This is a genomic window from Halioglobus sp. D3-4 (assembly GCF_055809315.1).
This window is the reverse complement of sequence record NZ_CM147907.1, coordinates 4,394,289-4,411,129: the sequence shown is the minus strand read 5'-3', so window position 1 is coordinate 4,411,129 and position 16,841 is coordinate 4,394,289. Positions and strand designations below refer to the sequence as shown.

At 56.9% G+C, this 16,841-nt stretch carries 17 protein-coding genes; 5 read left to right on the top strand and 12 right to left on the bottom strand.

Annotated features, from left to right (window positions below):
• The first annotated feature begins 228 nt into the window (after positions 1–228).
• Together AC0L6S_RS19495 and AC0L6S_RS19490 are read left to right on the top strand one after the other, a co-directional pair.
• Positions 229–447, top strand: a complete 219-nt coding sequence (locus AC0L6S_RS19495) for an amphi-Trp domain-containing protein (protein WP_473425785.1) — start codon at positions 229–231, stop codon at positions 445–447.
• Between the two features lie 142 nt (positions 448–589).
• Positions 590–970, top strand: a complete 381-nt coding sequence (locus AC0L6S_RS19490; protein ID WP_473425784.1) for a VOC family protein — start codon at positions 590–592, stop codon at positions 968–970.
• A gap of 54 nt (positions 971–1,024) precedes the next feature.
• Here AC0L6S_RS19490 and AC0L6S_RS19485 read toward each other — a convergent pair whose 3' ends face one another.
• Positions 1,025–1,597: an outer membrane beta-barrel protein gene (locus AC0L6S_RS19485; protein WP_473425783.1), complete on the bottom strand. Its 573-nt coding sequence runs from the start codon at positions 1,595–1,597 to the stop codon at positions 1,025–1,027.
• A gap of 527 nt (positions 1,598–2,124) precedes the next feature.
• Between AC0L6S_RS19485 and AC0L6S_RS19480 the strand changes: the two genes are divergently transcribed.
• Positions 2,125–4,248: a TonB-dependent receptor family protein gene (locus AC0L6S_RS19480; RefSeq protein ID WP_473425782.1), complete on the top strand. Its 2,124-nt coding sequence runs from the start codon at positions 2,125–2,127 to the stop codon at positions 4,246–4,248.
• Positions 4,249–4,252: 4 nt separating this feature from the next.
• On the opposite strand, the gene AC0L6S_RS19475 is transcribed toward AC0L6S_RS19480, so the two are convergent.
• The 11 genes from AC0L6S_RS19475 to AC0L6S_RS19425 form a co-directional block, all read right to left on the bottom strand.
• Complete coding sequence (locus tag AC0L6S_RS19475) at positions 4,253–4,834, bottom strand: NUDIX hydrolase (RefSeq protein WP_473425781.1); 582 nt, start codon at positions 4,832–4,834, stop codon at positions 4,253–4,255.
• Positions 4,835–4,848: 14 nt separating this feature from the next.
• Positions 4,849–5,334, bottom strand: coding sequence for a flavin reductase family protein (locus tag AC0L6S_RS19470; protein ID WP_473425780.1), 486 nt, complete (start codon positions 5,332–5,334; stop codon positions 4,849–4,851).
• Positions 5,335–5,367: 33 nt separating this feature from the next.
• Positions 5,368–6,918, bottom strand: a complete 1,551-nt coding sequence (locus tag AC0L6S_RS19465) for a class I adenylate-forming enzyme family protein (RefSeq protein WP_473425779.1) — start codon at positions 6,916–6,918, stop codon at positions 5,368–5,370.
• A 6-nt stretch (positions 6,919–6,924) separates the two neighbouring features.
• Positions 6,925–7,344, bottom strand: a complete 420-nt coding sequence (locus tag AC0L6S_RS19460; protein WP_473425778.1) for a Zn-ribbon domain-containing OB-fold protein — start codon at positions 7,342–7,344, stop codon at positions 6,925–6,927.
• Positions 7,344–8,273, bottom strand: a complete 930-nt coding sequence (locus tag AC0L6S_RS19455) for a cyclase family protein (protein WP_473425777.1) — start codon at positions 8,271–8,273, stop codon at positions 7,344–7,346. The genes AC0L6S_RS19460 and AC0L6S_RS19455 overlap by 1 nt, the downstream gene beginning before the upstream one ends.
• Before the next feature lie 24 nt (positions 8,274–8,297).
• The gene (locus AC0L6S_RS19450; RefSeq protein WP_473425776.1) at positions 8,298–9,470 is read right to left on the bottom strand and encodes a thiolase C-terminal domain-containing protein; all 1,173 of its coding nucleotides are present in this window, start codon (positions 9,468–9,470) and stop codon (positions 8,298–8,300) included.
• 38 nt (positions 9,471–9,508) lie between these two features.
• Positions 9,509–10,567, bottom strand: a complete 1,059-nt coding sequence (locus AC0L6S_RS19445) for an LLM class flavin-dependent oxidoreductase (protein ID WP_473425775.1) — start codon at positions 10,565–10,567, stop codon at positions 9,509–9,511.
• Positions 10,568–10,646: 79 nt separating this feature from the next.
• Positions 10,647–12,257: an AMP-binding protein gene (locus tag AC0L6S_RS19440; protein ID WP_473425774.1), complete on the bottom strand. Its 1,611-nt coding sequence runs from the start codon at positions 12,255–12,257 to the stop codon at positions 10,647–10,649.
• A 25-nt stretch (positions 12,258–12,282) separates the two neighbouring features.
• Positions 12,283–13,002: an SDR family NAD(P)-dependent oxidoreductase gene (locus tag AC0L6S_RS19435; protein ID WP_473425773.1), complete on the bottom strand. Its 720-nt coding sequence runs from the start codon at positions 13,000–13,002 to the stop codon at positions 12,283–12,285.
• Positions 12,999–14,114, bottom strand: a complete 1,116-nt coding sequence (locus AC0L6S_RS19430; RefSeq protein WP_473425772.1) for a hypothetical protein — start codon at positions 14,112–14,114, stop codon at positions 12,999–13,001. Before AC0L6S_RS19430 ends, AC0L6S_RS19435 begins: the two co-directional genes overlap by 4 nt.
• Complete coding sequence (locus AC0L6S_RS19425; protein WP_473425771.1) at positions 14,111–15,178, bottom strand: LLM class flavin-dependent oxidoreductase; 1,068 nt, start codon at positions 15,176–15,178, stop codon at positions 14,111–14,113. The genes AC0L6S_RS19430 and AC0L6S_RS19425 overlap by 4 nt, the downstream gene beginning before the upstream one ends.
• A gap of 50 nt (positions 15,179–15,228) precedes the next feature.
• On the opposite strand from AC0L6S_RS19425, the gene AC0L6S_RS19420 reads away from it, so the two are divergent.
• Both AC0L6S_RS19420 and AC0L6S_RS19415 read left to right on the top strand, forming a co-directional pair.
• Complete coding sequence (locus tag AC0L6S_RS19420) at positions 15,229–15,474, top strand: hypothetical protein (protein WP_473425770.1); 246 nt, start codon at positions 15,229–15,231, stop codon at positions 15,472–15,474.
• 110 nt (positions 15,475–15,584) lie between these two features.
• On the top strand, positions 15,585–16,832 hold the full coding sequence (locus AC0L6S_RS19415; RefSeq protein ID WP_473425769.1) for a metal-dependent hydrolase family protein: 1,248 nt from the start codon (positions 15,585–15,587) through the stop codon (positions 16,830–16,832).
• The last annotated feature ends 9 nt before the right edge of the window (positions 16,833–16,841 follow it).

Below are 16,841 nucleotides of genomic sequence, written 5' to 3'. Positions count from 1 at the left end.
AGAGTATGTGTCTGCACTGGTTGCTTCATCGTTCACCACCGACGCTTTTCCAGTACGGCGTGAAAAAAGCCTTGCTCACCTGAAATTCGCATTGATCTCGCAGCCAGCGCCAGTAACTGTAGCAGAGGTTTGGACAAGTTGGCTTGATCTGTTCAAATAGACGCAAGCGAACACTGGAGCACGGTATGCTTTTGCTTACCTCGTCGACACTCATCTGGAGAAACCGATATGGACCTGATGGAAATCTCAGTAAAACGAAAAATGGGCCGCGAAGAAGCCGCCCGCATACTACACAAGCTGGCCGACTCGCTTGCCCGCCATAACGGCGTGGACTTTACCCAGGACGGCGTCAAGGTCAACATCCGGGTGCCCGATGAGGTCGAAGTCGAGTTTGAGGTTGAGATCGAAAGCGATGAATCCAGTATCGAGGTCGAAATCAGCTGGTAACCCACAGCCGCAACCAGGTATACGCAGAGGCTGCACACTCCGTATAATCACTGCCCCCCGGGGTGATAACGCGGCCCAAACGCAGTGAGGGTATTGCCGCGTGCAGCCAGCGTACCCCGAGCCAATCAAAGGGAGAATTACGATGTACAGTCATATCATGGTGGGTGCAAACGATATCGAGGCATCCAAGGCTTTCTACGATGCGATACTCGGCGCGCTGGGACACGCACCCGGTGTCTTCGACGACAAGGGCCGCTGTTTCTACTTCACCGACAGCGGTATCTTCTCAATCACCAAGCCCATCAATGGCGAGCCTGCGGGGCCCGGCAACGGCAGTACCATCGGTTTTGCAGCAAAAGACCCTGCGGCAGCGGAAGCGTGGCATGCAGCGGGAATCGCCAATGGCGGCGTAAGTTGCGAAGATCCTCCCGGTGTGCGCGATGGCGCCATCGGCAAGCTGTATCTGGCCTATCTGCGCGATCCCTCCGGCAACAAGGTTTGCGCGCTGCACCGAATGGCGTAACGGCTGTCGCGGCGCGCGGCAGCAGGTGGCCGCGCGCCTGACCAAAGGCGTCGGCTAGAGGTCGAACAAATAGCTGACACCGCCGGAAACGAAGTAGAAGTCCTTCGTGACGCTGCTGTCAAAGCTCTCAGCTTCCACGCGCACCGACCAGTTTTCGTAGTCGTAAGCAATGCCAGCGCCGAAGGCGAATTCTGTATCGGTGTTGTTGCTGGAGCCCGCATCACTGACATCGAGCTCTGACTTCAGGGCGATGAAGCCCGCCTTGACGAAGATATCGACCGGCCCGACCGGCAAGCGGCCAACCGCAAAGGCATCCCAGCCGGAAAAGTCCACATCGATATTCTGGGTGAAAACAGTGCGCGATATGCTGCCAAAATCGATATAACCACCCTCTACGCCCAGCCAGGGAAAAAAGTTGTAGCCCACATAGGCCTTCCAGCCGGTATCGTCATCATTGAGTTGCACATCGTAGGGGCCGGAGTAACCGTAGTGGGCCGCATTCTGCTTCACGTTGGTTTGACCGATACTGGCACCTATATAAATACCTTCATCTGCAGCATAGGTAGTGGTCGATAGGGTAACGGGGGCTATTGCGGCCAGCACTGCCAGCACATTCTGCTTGAGCACAGGACTACTCCTTAAATAGTTGTTGCCCGTGCACCTCACTCGGGAGCGAGTGCTGGACACCGGGGTTCACGTCAGTGCATGGATAGTAAGTAGCAAATGTGACGGGCACGTTACATGACTGTGAGGAATGGAAAATGGGGGAAAAAGAGACGCTTCATCGCCACATGCCTGCGTCGCACTCCAGTCGGCTTCTGGCACCTGCGGCGGCCATGACCTCCGCGGGGACTATTTCATGCTGCCGAGCCAGTGCGGGACCAGTGCGGGACCAGTGCGGAGACAGCCAGCCGGATGCGTTCGACGTCCTTATCGGGAGCCAGTGCGGGGCCAGTACAGGGGCCGGGGTATGGGCCAGTGCGGCGGCCAATGACTTTCAGTTCAACAACTTATACTGTGGCCAATAGGGTAGTAACGGTAATTAATCTCATTTATTATTGATAGTGGTTATCATTATAATAGTCGTTACCCGAATAATTCGGGAATGCTGGACGACAACCGCAACTCCACGGCTATCTCTAATTGGGAATATTATGAAACGTCACACAATCGGCGCAGCAATTATTGCGGCTATGTCCACTGACATCGCATTCGCGGACAATCATCAAATAGAAGAAATGACCATTGTGGGCAGCGTCGACGACGCACGAAAACTGGCAGGGTCCGGATCCGTGATCAGCCACGAGCAGATACTGCTGCAGGCTACTGGCGATATCAATCAACTGCTGAAAACCGTGCCCGGTGTCTACATTCTCGAAGAGGACGGCTACGGCCTGCGCCCAAATATCGGTATCCGCGCCGCAACGGCAGAGCGCTCCGAAAAGATCACCCTGATGGAAGATGGTGTCCTGATTTCGCCGGCGCCGTACTCGAACCCCGCTGCCTACTATTTTCCCACCGCGCTGCGCATGAATAGCATTGAGGTGCTCAAGGGCGCGCCGCTGTTGCGCTACGGGCCGCAAACCACCGGCGGCGTGGTGAATATGGTCTCAACCCCGATCCCCGATGACATGGGCGGTAACCTGAACCTGTCCTATGGCGAGAATAACGAGGGCAACCTGCTGGCCAATTACGGTGGCCGTGTGGACGGCTTCAGCTTTCTGGTGGAAACCTCGCAGCGGCGCAGCGACGGCTACAAGAAGATTGACCGCACCCACGCCGACACCGGTTTCGATCTGCACGACTACGTCGGCAAGTTGGGCTGGGAAAACGACCGGCAGAGCATCCTGCTGAAAGCCCAGTACTCCGAAGAGACGTCCGACGAGACCTACCTCGGCCTCACCGACGACGATTTCAACAGCGATGACAAGCGCCGCTACGGCCTGTCGAGCATCGACAAGATGAAGAATGACCACGAGGGTTACAGTGCGGTCTATCGCTTCGCGTTCAACGACATGGTGAGTATGACCGCCACCGGCTACTACAACAAGTTCTCCCGCGACTGGTTCAAACTCAGCGGCGGCAGTGCATATATCGACGCCGGCAACGCGGGCGATGCCGATGCGCTGGGCGTGCTGCACGGCACTAAAGATGAAGCCGGTTTGAAATACAAGCACAACAACCGTAAATACAAATCCTTCGGACTGGATGTCAATTTCGATATCACCGTGGACAACCACCAGTTGGCCGTGGGCGTGCGGCCTCACCAGGATGAGATGAATCGATTCCAACCCACTGAAATATACGATCAAATCAATGGCGAACTGGTGTATGTGGAAACCACGACGCCGACAGGCAGCGACAACCTCAAGGAACAGGCGCAGGCGCTGAGCGTATGGGCCGTCGATGCCTGGCAGGTGACAGATGAATTGCTGGTGAATCTGGCGCTGCGCTACGAAGATATCGATTCATGGCAGAAACGCTACGCCGATACCAGCCAGAATACCGTCTCCCGTAAAATCAGTGCTGACTATGACGAGTGGCTCCCCGGTGCCTCATTTACCTACGATCTGAGCGATAGCTGGCAGATACTCGCCGGGGCCCACCGCGGTTTCGCACCGCTGGGCGGCTCTGCAACTGATAATATCGACCCGGAAACCAGCGACAACTATGAAGCTGGCGTGCGCTATCGCGGCAGCTGGTTTGTGGAAGCCGTCGTGTTCTACAGTGATTTCGACGACAAGATTGAGTACTGCTCCAACGCCTCCCCTTGCAGCAACGGCGACACATCCGGCTCGTTCAATACCGGCAACGCCGAGATCGGCGGTCTGGAACTGCAGGCAAACAGCATTTTCAACGCGGGTTCACTCACCTTCCCCGTGGAGATTATGTACACCTATACCGATGGCCAGATCAGCAAGGACAACCCCGACAACGGCTTCGAGGATGGCGACAAGCTGGCGCAAATCCCCGAAAACACGTTTAGCCTGCGTGCGGGTGTCGAAACCGCGATGGGGTGGAACAACTACCTGACCGTGAAATATATCGATGAGATGTGCATGACAGTGGGCTGCAACGACAGTGGCGACCAGTACGATCGCAGCGAAGACTTGTGGGTAGTGGACTACATCAGTCGCTACACACTACAGGAGCAGACCACGGTCTACCTGAAAGTGGAAAACCTGTTTGACGAAGTCGCCATCGTGTCACGCATTCCCGACGGCGCTCGTCCCAACAAGCCACGCACTGCATCGGTAGGCGTAGAATGGAGCTTCTGAGCACCTAGGCACTCGCGTCTGTATACAACTTCATCAGTTGTTGTTGCAGGCGGCTGAACTCACCGAGATAAATGCCGAATTTGCCGCTGCAGACTTCGCGGTAGAAGCTGCGCATGAACGGCTCGGTATCCGGGTAGGCCAGCTGCTCCCAGGGCGCTTCCGACTCCTCTAACCAGGCGACATCCAGTATTTCGTCGTTGCGTAGCGGTAGCGCCACTTCCTCGTGAAAACAGCGAAACACAATATAGACTTCATCGATAAAGGTCAGTGAGCTGAGCACACTGAGCTGCAGGTCGCCGGGATCAATCCGAAGCCCGGTCTCTTCCTTGAGTTCACGTGCCGCGGCCTGTTGCAGGCTTTCGCCCTGCTCCATAAACCCTGCAGGCATCGCCCACAGACCCCGGCAGGGCTCCAGGCCCCGGCGGATCCAGAGAATTCTCGTGGCGCTGTGTATCAGGCAGGAAACGAGTATACGCGGATTGGTATAGTGGACGTAGTCGCAGGCGGTACAGCACTCGCGCTGTTGATCATCGCCTATGGGCGTTCGCATCTCCAGTGGATTTCCACACCGATAACAAAAACCCATAAGCAGATTCCATATTACAGCGAATGCAACGGGATAAACTTTCCACCAACGTAAACCAGTGCATTACTGTTGTCATTACACATCGACTCTTCAATCGTGGCAATGACGATATTGTGCGTTTCAACGCTGATGACTTCGCTCACACGGCAGATGAAACTGCCCTGGGCGCCCGACAGCACGGGTTGTTCATTCACCGCTGCCCATTCCCCGGCATCAAAGCGCGCCTCTCCCTTTGCACTCATGCAATGCTCGAGGATGCCCTGCTGTTCTGCCCCCAGAATGTTAACAGCAAATGGGGTATCCGGTGTAAGCAGGCCGCTGAACGAAGCGGACTTTTCCATGGAAATCAGCAGCGACGGCGGATCGTTACTGACGTTACACACAGCTGAAGAAACGCTAGCATAACGAGCGCCCTCTTTAAAACATGAGAGAATATAAACAGACTTTGCCATCTGTTTGAACGCACCCGCAGTGCGCGATACCAGCTCGCTTGTTGACATTATTCAGTAATCCTTTGGACTGTAAACAATAAACTAGGACGCCAGCAGATGCGCAAACTGCGCACTGATCTGCTTGCGCAGCAACTTGCCTTTGCCGCCGGAGTTGTCGTTGCTATGCGGCAGTTCATCGGCGATCACCACGTGGTCCGGTACCGCGTGAGCGGGAAGAGTACGCTGCAGTTGCTCCAGTATTGCGGCCTCAGTGATGTCACCGTCTGTGGTAACCGCCAGTAAAATGGCGCGCTCAGCCCCCTCCCGATCAACGCCAACGGCGCCGGCCTCGGTGACCTCCGCAATACCAATGGCGGCGTCTTCGATATCCAGTGGTTGAACAAAGTGTCCGGCGCGCTGAATTGAATCCTCTCGGCGCCCTAGAACAGTTATGCGCCCCTGTACATCCTGAACAGCAATATCGCCACTGAAAAACCAGCCATCACGCAAGTCCTGCGCGGTTTTGTCCGGCTGGCCGAAGTAGCATTGCATGCAGTGCCCCCCGGTAACAGCGAGTTCTCCGACAACATCTGTGACCCTGTTACCGTTGCCATCGCGCACCTGTGCGGCACACCCGGGGCGCGCCAGACCGGCAACATTGGCCGCTTGGCTGCCATCGTCCAGCCTGCCAAAACAGGTGTAAGGCGCCTCTGTCTGGCCGTAAAAGGCGTACAGCGCGGCGTTGGGGATGCGCTCCTTGATCTTATTCAGAAGATTGGTCGCCAACGGCTCTCCGCCGAGCAGGACGACGCTAATGGAACTCAGGTCAATATTAGAATGATTGTGATTGGCCAGCAGGTCAGAGAAAAAGCTGGGGATCACGCAAAAATGCGATATCGGCTCACGGGTGATGGCATCCAGCAAGCCTTTGGGGCCGAAATCATCTTCCAGCGCCACCCGCATACCGACGTACAGCGCGGCGCCAATGGTACAGGGGAAGCCAACACCCCAAATAATTGTGCCCGTACCCCACACCGAATCCTCGTCCCGTGGCAGGGCCAGCCAGATGTCCGCCATTGAGCGGCAGCTGTTGTGCGTGTGCACCACCGCTTTGGGCAGCCCGGTAGTACCCGATGTGAAGAAGTAGGCCAGCGGGTCATCGCCGCCCCGGGTTGTGTCGGGCTCGCTGTCATCAGCATTCTGTTGCGCAGCAACGAGGCTTGCAGTATCCGCAGGCAGGTTGTCAGCCTCCAGTTGCAGCCAGGTAATCGCGGCGGGAAGCTCGGCACGCATCGCCGCTATGCGTTCACTATCCTGTGCCTGGGTTAGAGATGCATCGATCTCGCAGTGCTTGAGCATCGCCAGCATGACCTCATCAGTCCAATAGGGGTTCAGCGCGACGATGACAGCGCCGATCTTGGCCAGCGCGAGATAGCACTCCGCAATCGGCAGCGCATCGTGGATCAACACGGCCACCTTGTCGCCCGGCTTCACGCCTACGGCAAGCAATGCGTTGGCGGTGATATTTACCCTGGCATTGAGTTCAAAGAAGCTGAATTGTTGTCCGCGATAGCTCAGCGCGATCGCGTCCGGTATACGCAGTGCATTGGCGGTGGTGACTGCATAACCATAATTGCTAAATTTTGTTGTCATTGCGTGCTAGTCCTCCTGGTTATTATTCGTTAGCGTAAATTGAGGGATGTCACCGAAATCACCGCGCTGCTCAAAGCACACTGTGACTTTCGAGCCAATTGCAATGTCGTCGATATTGCAATCGACGATATTGCTCATTGTTCGCAGCCCCGCCTGCTCCGGTAGTGCAATCCAGGCAATAGCATAGGGCTCACTGCCGAAACCTTGCACGAAACTGCGATGGATAATGGAAAACGATTCTACAACGCCGCGCCCACTGACGGCCTCATAGCCCAGTTCATGCCCGCCACAGCTCGGGCAGCGGGGTTCGGGGAAGTGAATCCAGTGTCGACACGCACTACAGCGCTGCAGTGCCAGTGTGCCCTGTGCAATGGCATCCCAATAGGGCTGCGTCAGCGGCGTGACAATGGGGTGAGGTTTAGACACTAGAGCACCGCAAGTGGATTGACCGGGCTGCTGGTACCGCCCTTGATATTGAGTGGCGCCAACATAAACAGGAATTCACCCGCCTGTCTTTCGGCCAGTTCCGCCAGCCATAACATCTCCAGCAAGTAGATGCCGTGCTCCCACAGCAGGATCATATGGATGTCATCATCGAGCTCGTCGCAGGACAGCCCGCTCTGGTTGAGGCTGCAGATGGCTGAGTTGTCGGAGCCGACCAGACTGACATCCTGCTTGGCCAACCACAGCGCCGCCTCCGGACTGAGACCGGGCTCTCCGGACCAATACAAATCCGGATCGGTAGAGAATACTTCCGTCCAACCGGTGCGAAAAATAATCGCATCGCCCGATCGAATCGTGAGTTGACGCGCGTCCAAGGCCGCCTGCAGCTGCGCCACGCTGATCTGCTCCAGCGGGTCGAGGTGGCGCCGCCCATCGAGCGCGGGAATATCCAGGAATACCCCCCTCGTTACCAGATGTTGCAGGTTTTCGATGCCGCATCGCGTCGCCCCATAACTGCGAATGCGATTGGCGCTGTGGCCATTGTAAATTTCATCGCCGCGCCACATGTGGCAGAGCGCATCGACATGCGTCGTGGTGCCGTGCGGCGAGAGCATCAGGGCATCATCAGCAATGGCGCGCCCCCCGGCGGGATGGCTGGCACCCGCGGCGTAATCACCACCGTCTACTGACATAAAATGCTGCGGCAATGGGCGTCCCTTCATATGCGGCACGCGACTGGCGGCATTGGAAGATGTCGATCCCCGAATGGGTAGACTGAGGCTGAGCACACTACCGCTCGCCACGGCACCAGTCGCCTGCCGGGTAACATCGGCAGTCACCAGATTCGCCGCGCCGCGCTGATCGTTTTTACCCCAGCGCCCCCAATTGCCCTTGCTGTTTGAATCACTCATCAAAATATCTCGTCAAAAATGGGGTTATCCATCTGCGGTGAGCAGGGCGGCCGAGCCATAGCGGCCGCCAAAGCCGGTGCACAATGCGGTACTGGCTCCTGCTATCTGCCGCGCTCCCTCGGAGCCGCGCACCTGCAGCGTGGCCTCGACTATATTGTTCATGCCATGCACATAGCCTTCTGACAACATGCCACCATTGCTGTTCACCGGTAACGACCCCGCCGCCAGTGTCTCACCGCTGCTGATAAAATCAATTGACTCACCCCGACCGCAGAAGCCGAAGTCTTCCAACTGTGCGGGGATCAGGAAAGTATAGGCGTCGTAAAGATAGGCGATGTCGATATCGGCGACACCGATACCGCTGATGCGAAACAATTCATCCGCAATATATTGGGAGAACACGCTGTCCAGCGATTCCGCCTTGTCCCAGTAACTACCACCGGCACCGCCTCCGCGCACGGCGCTGTGAATGCGCACCGGCGGCCGGGAAAGTTGTCGCGCCCGCGCTGTGCTGGTAATCACCAGCGCGCAGGCACCGTCCGTTTCCAGGCAGCAATCGAGTCGCCGCAACGGTGAGGCTATCATCGGCGCGGCAAAATATTGACTGGTATCCAGCGGCTCGCGAAACATCGCGCGCTCATTACTCTGTGCATGGCTGCGCTGCGCGATGGCCACACTGGCCAGCGCATTTTCACTCAACTGGCGTTCATGCAACCAGCGCTGGGCGGTGAGCGCAAAGGTGTTGACCGGCCCGCGATTACCGTAGGGCGTCACAAACTGCTCCTCAAGCCCATCTGCAGAACCGTGACTGATCTGCCCCATGCGCTTGCCGCTGCGGCCCTTGAGCGCGCGGAAAATCACCACAGTTTCTGCCAGACCGCTCTCAATGGCCTGCGCTGCTTCCCACAGTATCGATGCACACTGGCTGCCGCCGCCATAGATTTCATTGTGCCAGCGCAGGCGGGGCAGGCCCAGCGAGCGGGCAACAGTCGTCACCGGTACCGAATCACCGAGGTGGTAGCTGAGGATTCCGTCGACGGCCTCGGCGGGCAGGCCGCAATCTGCGAGCGCAGCATCGATTGCTGCCAGTGCCAGTTCCAGCACACTCTCTGGCGCATTGCGGCTGAAGGATGTAAAGCCAACCCCGGCAATTGCCGCCTTACCGTGAGCGCGACTGTCCATAGCGCTCGCAGGCATGCTAGTGTGTGTCCTGCGTGAGGTTGTCTGTCGTCATGCTAATCCTTAAAGGCGGGCATCACTTCCTTCGCAAAGAAGTGGATAATACGCTTCATGTCAGCGATCGGCATAGGCCTGGTGCTGCCGAAATCGCACATCAGGTTACTGATGCCAAAATCCTGCAGGGCTTTTATCTGGCCGACGACGCGCTCTGGGTCACCGGCAATTTCGAGTTGATCCCAGCGGAAGTCATCACTGATGGTGCCACCCTTCATGTAGCGACTCTGCCAGAATTCAAAGCCGTCGGCTATTTTCCCAGTCTTGGGATCAATCGGCGCACTTTGTTCATTGACGATTTTTGAGCGGTCAAAGCCGATTTCGAACTGGGCCAGATCAGCCTTGGCCTGTTCATTGGTCTCGGCCACGTAAACACTGCGCATCACACACAAATCGTGCTCGTCGGGGTTCCGCTCGTTCTTCAGCATAGCCTCACGCCAGTTGTGCGCTGCTCTCCCCACATTCTTGTAGGTCGCAACCGGGTCGATCAGCAGCGGCAAGCCGCGCTTGGCGGTGAGTTCAATCGTCTCGGGACTGATCGAAGCAACATGTATAGGAGGGTGTGGGTTCTGTAATGGCGTGGGGATAATGCTGAGGTCTTTGCATTGATAAAATTGGCCATCGTAGGAAAAATTTTCCTGCGTCCACAGGCCGATAATCATATCCAACGCTTCGTTGTAACGGCCCCGAGCTTCCTTGATGTCAACACCAAAGCGTTCAAACTCCGAGCCCTGGTAACCGCGGCCAACGCCGAAATCCAGCCGACCGTTACTGAGCAGATCCAGTTGCGCTGCCGCCTCAGCAACAGATACCGGGTTGTGCAGCGGCAAAATGGCAACGCCGGTACCCAGCCTGAGCTTTTCCGTCCGCCCTGCCAGATGCATCAACATACCCAGTGTATCGGGGCAGACACCGTAATCACGAAAATGGTGCTCGGCCAACCAGATGCCGTCAAAACCACACTCTTCCAACGTTTCAACCAGTTCAATCTGATAGTCATAGACTTCCTTGACGCTCAAATTGTCGGGTCTGTTGAACAAATGAAACGATGAAAATTTCATTTGCTTGCCAGCGCTCGAAGGGCGGACGTTAGGGTTGGACTCTGTTACTTCGGCCACGGTGTAAACTCCAGTCTATTCATTAATTACTGTGTTGTATTGCACGTTGGGTTAGCTCGTCCTTGCGTACCTTGCCATTAGCATTCAACGGCAACTGGTCAACGGGATAGATATGCTGCGGAACCTTGTAGGCCGCCATGTTCTCTTTGGCCCAGTGGATCAGCGTCGACTCATCGACGCTGGCGGGACTGGACACGACAAATGCCACGCCGACCTCACCTTTCTCTGGATGGCGTATACCGACCACCGCCGCCTGTACGACGTCGGGGTGTTGCAACAACAGATCTTCCACTTCACTCGGATACACGTTGAAGCCATTGCAGATAAACAGTTCTTTCTTGCGACCCACGAGGGTCAGGTTGCCAGCTTGATCCAGCACGCCGATGTCGCCGGTATGTAACCATTGATCTTCAGTCAGCGCAGCAGCCGTGAGATCAGGCGCTTCGAAATAGCCCTGCATGACACCGTAACTGCTCACCAACACTTCGCCCGCCTCGCCGTTGGCAAGTTCCCGATTGGCGTCATCAACAATTTTCAGTGCCACATTGGGCAGGGCACGACCGACCGTTCTGGAGATCGTGGCATTGTCATCATCCGCCCGGGTCATCGCGACAACGCAGGCTTCGATAAGCCCATAGGCATTGATCACGCGTGTGATGCCCAGCGTGGTCTGCATTTCAGAAATGGTTTCCTGCGGCACATGGGCAGCGCCGACATAAGCGACGCGCAATGTGTTGCACGCACTGCCGTTTTCGGGTTCAGCGACCTTACGCGCAAGCGCGGTGAAAAGCGCAGGTGGGCCACTCATCACCGATACGGCGTGCGACTGAATCAGCCCCAGTGCAGCCTCCGGATCGAAGAAGTCGACCACGACATGCGTCATACCGCGCATCACGCAGGCGAGAATACCAGCATTGATACCAAAGCCATGAGAAAACGGGGGTATCACCAGAAAATTGTCATGCTCATTGAGTCCACCCAGGTCGCTCCAGTCCCAGAAAGCCTGCAACACCTGCTGCTGATTCAGCATCACACCCTTGGGCTCGCCGGTGGTGCCGGAGGTAAACAGAATTTCCGCCAGCTGATCCCCGGTATCCTGTGCATTTGAGCCCGCCGCTTCTCCAGCCTCGCCAAGGAACGCCTCGTAGGAACTGCAGTGCGCAAGGTCGGAGGGCTGATCGAAGCAGATCACCTGCTCCAGTGCTGACAGCCCGTGGACGGGGCGCTCATCGTGCCGCCCATAGTGGTTGGCCAATAGCATGGGCAGATCCGTACCACCGCAGTCCTGAACAGAAAACAGCAGGCGCGCTCCCGTGCGCTGCAGCACCGGCCCGACCTCGCGGGCTTTCAGGCGCGATGACACCGGCACCACGACAGCACCAAGCTGCCAGCAGGCGAACGCGCAGACAATCCACTGCCAACTGTTAGGCGCCCAGATACACACCAGGTCTGCGGGTTTGACGCCGTGATACGCCATTGCCTTCGCACAGTGTTCAACCCGACGGCCCAACTCGACATAGCTGATCGTGACATGGCCATCAATCACTGCCGCGTGCTGCGCATAGCGCTGACAACTATCGCGCAGCATCTGCGGAATCGTTTGCCAGGGCGCTGGATTGTGTAATGTTGTCATTAGTGGTTCGCCTGCCGCATTTGTCTCAGTCGACCATGGTCAAGCCGCCGCCCACACTCATAATCTGGCCGGTGATGTAACTGGCTTCATCACTGGCAAGGAATTTCACCGCGCCAGCAATATCTTCGGGGTTACCCAACCGCTTCAAAGGCACACGCTTGGCAAATTTTTCCAGCAGATCTTTGTTGGGCGCTGACATCGGAGTGAGTATCACACCCGGCGATACGCAATTGACGCGTACATTATGTCGCCCCACTTCCTGCGCCAGACTTTTGGAAAAGGCCACCAGCGCCGCTTTACTGCCGGCGTACGCCGCCTCACCCGCAGCACCAGTGCGGGATGAGTCAGATGTTATCTGAATAATGCAGCCGCGCTGCCGCGCTATCATTGCAGGCAGCAATGTCTGGCAGGCGGTGAGTGGTGCCAGGTAGTTGACGTCCAGCAGCTGTTGCCACATCGCCGGCTCCTGCTCCGCAAACGGCTTCACTTCGCTGATGCCAGCACAGTTAACCAGACATTCAATGGCCATCTGTTCCAGGAGTTGTTCCAGTGTGCGACGCAATTGCGCCTGATCAGAGAGATCGACAACGATGGCCTGTGCAAGATACCCCGCATCGGGTTGTGCAAACTGGCGATCAACACCGATCACCTGCCAGCCAGCACGGTGAAGCGCGTCGGCTATGGCTCCGCCGATACCCCCTCCTGCGCCGGTGACCAGCGCAGTGCCCTGGGCGCCATCACTCACAATGGCCACCCACCATCGGGTTTTAGGCCGTCTCCACCGCCCAGATGATGTTCGCGCAGATCGACAACCAGACCCTGTGGCTGCTCATCGTCCTCAGACAGATAGTAGGTTTCCGTGGTGACGGCCAACGGCGTTACCGCCGCGACAGCCTCGCGGATACGTGCATTCCACATGGGATTACCGATCAGCGACTCACGGTTCAGCCCCATTTTGAGCGTGATCCGGTCCAGCGTTCCTTCGCCGCGCTCGACCTGCAACTGCCAGGCCTGCAGGCCATCGATCAGCTTCAGGGATCGACCCATCAGCGACAGGGGAATCCAACGCCCCCGGGCCAGCAGGCGATCACCAACAGTGTGATGAAAGCTGTTCACGGCCTGATCCGGTGAAACCACATGCCCGGTGCGCACCACATAACCCTTGAGCGCATCGATCTGCGTCAGGGTCAGGACAATCTCCGCCTTGCTGTCGACACTCCAGTCGGTGCTGAGGATCGTATCCTCGGTCAGCGAGGCCAGCGCAAGCAGGCCGGCTTCCCCGGACTGCATTCCCTCTTTGGTGCGCACTGCCAGTGCCGCTCCAAAGATCGGCTCACAGTACAGATCTGTCACTACCGATTCGAACTCATCGGCCAGACGCTTGTGTGCGCCGGCTGAGGCGACCTCGCCGACCAGTACAATATGCTCTATGCCAAGTTCAAACGGATCGACGTTGAACTCCATGTACAAACGCGCGAGAAAATCCAGCGCGGCACAGGGCGTAGTTACCCACACCGTGGGCTTGAATGTTTTGACAGTGTGCAGCAAACGCAGGCGGCCGCGCGGGCTCGCGTAGGTGATGGCACTGCACAACGGCGCCAGAACCTCGGCTGTTGTGGCAACAGGAAACCCACCATCCTGCGCAGTAGACACCAGAATCCGGTCGCTGGGCTTGATTCCCGCCAGCGCCCATGTGGCAGCGGAGTAATTACGCAGCAGACCGAGTTCTTCCAGCGACACCGGCACCAGACTGTCGGCGGGGTCGCCGCCAAACACCAGGCTGTGCTGACACTTGCTGGCCGGCAGCGTCGTCCGGTTTGCCCACTGCACATCACTGGCGGCTGAATCAGAACTCATATCGCGGCGACCTCTTTGGCAAACAGATCCATGGAGCGGCAAACCAGTTCATTGGACAGACCTCCGACACGGAACTGCCCGAGAATATCGGTGACGCCAGCATCAAAAAATTCTTCCATCGCTTTCTTCGAGCCAGCGATGTCATCCATTACCACCATGCGGTGTTCGTTGAGTGTTTTTATCGCCTTCTCTTCCGACATGCCGGCGGCCAACTGCCCAAATACCTTGTATGTCGCGTGCTGGGCATCGGTGTAGTCTGGCGGAGTCACCAGGTTCACCTGACGGCGGATGTACCACATAAAGGCCGCAACCGCTTCATCCATACCACTGCCGTCGCCGCTGACAAACCACGGCACTAGACAACCAATGCGCGCCTTGTCGGGGTCGTGTCCGTTCTCGGCGAGAACGCGTTTGTACTCGGCGATATCCTCGGCGAGTGCGGGCAGCCCCTTCAGAATGGGAATACACAACAGGTTGTAGCCACCTTTGGCGGCCGCAGTGAAACCGGCGAGACTGGTTGACGCCACCCACACCGGCGGCCCGGGCTTCTGCACCGGACGCGGCAAGATGGAGACACCGGGAATATTGTAGTAAGTCCCCTCACGCGTGACTTCCGCGCCGTCAGCAGCGAATATTTCCTCCACTGCGGCCAGATGGTCCTCCCAGATTTCCCGGCTCTGCTCAAAAGGCCGCTGAAATGCCTGATACTCAAGCGGAGACGCACCGCGACCGGTTCCAAACTCAACCCGCCCACCACTGATGACGTCCAGCGTACCGATGCGTTCAGCTATACGGATCGGGCTGAGGAACGGCAACAGGCTGACCCCCATGCCGAGGCGAATATTCTTGGTGGTACGGGCGATTGCAGCCAGCACAAGGTCGGGCGCTGATGAGTGCGAAAAACCGCGTGTAAAGTGGTGTTCAACAAACCAGGCGCTGCTGTACCCCAACTGATCAGCCAGCTCAATTTGATGCATGGTTTCACCAAATGATTGCTGTTCTATTTCTCCCGAACGGCCTCTTACTTCCAGTTCGTGATAGATGCCGAAGCGTCGTTTATTCATTGTGCTTACTACCTCGTGGGTGGGCTGAAACCCGAAAGGGTCCGAAAATTATGAAAAACAATCTATCGCTTGGTTATATTGAAGTCAAGTCCGAGGTCGATTTTCTCTCTCCACACCCAGGCCAGCATTATCCAAAAGCGATTCACAAGAGCGGCACTGCGTCGATAAAAGCCAGTAAATTAGAGGTTTATTGGGACAAAACTACAACTTGGCCGCGCCTTTCAGCATCAGGATTAAGTCGACCCAACAGCCTGCAAAGACAACAATTTGCCATTTTTTCTTTACCAAGCAAGTAATAGGTTTATATAATCTAAGGGCTCGGATAGACTGGCAGCGGACACGGTCCGCTATGCTATGCTTTTTCGCTTCACTGCCAATAAAGCACAAAAAAACATGGAGAGAGACGATGAATCGAGTTCTGTTCAGGGGCGCCAACCTGCTCGACGGAGACAATCCGGCACGTCCGGGAATGAGTGTATTGGTGGAAGGCGAGCGCATCAGTCGCATCGCGGCAGACACAGAGATGACAAAGGTCGACGCCGACCAGGTGTTTGATCTTGCGGGCGCGACACTGATGCCAGGCATGACACAAGCGCACTGGCATGGCTCCTACGAGGGCATAGATTTCACACCCCCGCCGGTCGGCCTGGAGAAGCCACCCGGCTACCTGATGCTGATTGCGTTCAAGAATGCACAGCTGGCGCTTCAGCTCGGCTACACCAACCTGATCGGCGCCGCTGTCGGCGATGCACTGGACGCACAGCTAAAACAGGCGATTGAAGATGGCGTAGTAGAAGGGCCGCGCATTATGGCCTGCGGTCGCTGGCTGATTACCACCGGCGATTGCAATGACGATCCCAGTTTCTGGTGGTGGGATATCGGCAGCATGGGCGCACAGCGCATTTGCGATGGCGCCGATGAGTTTCGCAAAGGCGTGCGACAGGAGATCAAGGAGGGCGCCGAAGTCGTGAAAGTCTTCGCTGATGGCGGGCACGCCCTGATCTACGGCAAAGGCCATAACTCCATGACCAGAGCTGAACTCGATGCGGTGGTCGAGGCAGCCCATCACCGCGGTAAAAAAGTACGCTCCCATGTCGACACCAAGGCAGGCGTATTAATGTCCATTGAGGCCGGCGTTGACCTGCTCGATCACGCCGATGAGATGGACGAGGAGTGTATCGACGCCATCGTCAACGCCGGCACCTATGTCTGCCCATCCATGTACTTCCCCAAAGCACTGATCGAACGGCTTATTCGCGATGGCAATGGCCTGGAGAACGGCCCCATGGGACTGGCTATTCAGGAGGATCTGGCCAGCATGGCCAAGGTGCTCCCCTATGCCGCCAAAAAAGGCGCCAAATTCATGATCGGCGATGACTGGGGCACCGCAATGACGTTACACGGCGATTACAACAAAGAGCTGGAACTGTATGTGGCATCTGGCGTACCGGCATTGGACGTTATTCGCTGGGCAACCAAACACGGGCCGGAGTTTATGGGGCTGGGCGATGAACTGGGCACCATTGCCGAAGGCAAGCTGGCAGATATATTGGTTGTCAACGGCGACCCGAGCGAGAACATCAGCGTGCTGGGCGCGCAGGACAATTTTCTAGCCATTATGAAAGGCGGACAATTCATCAAGGCCATGGGCTGATTGAAAATG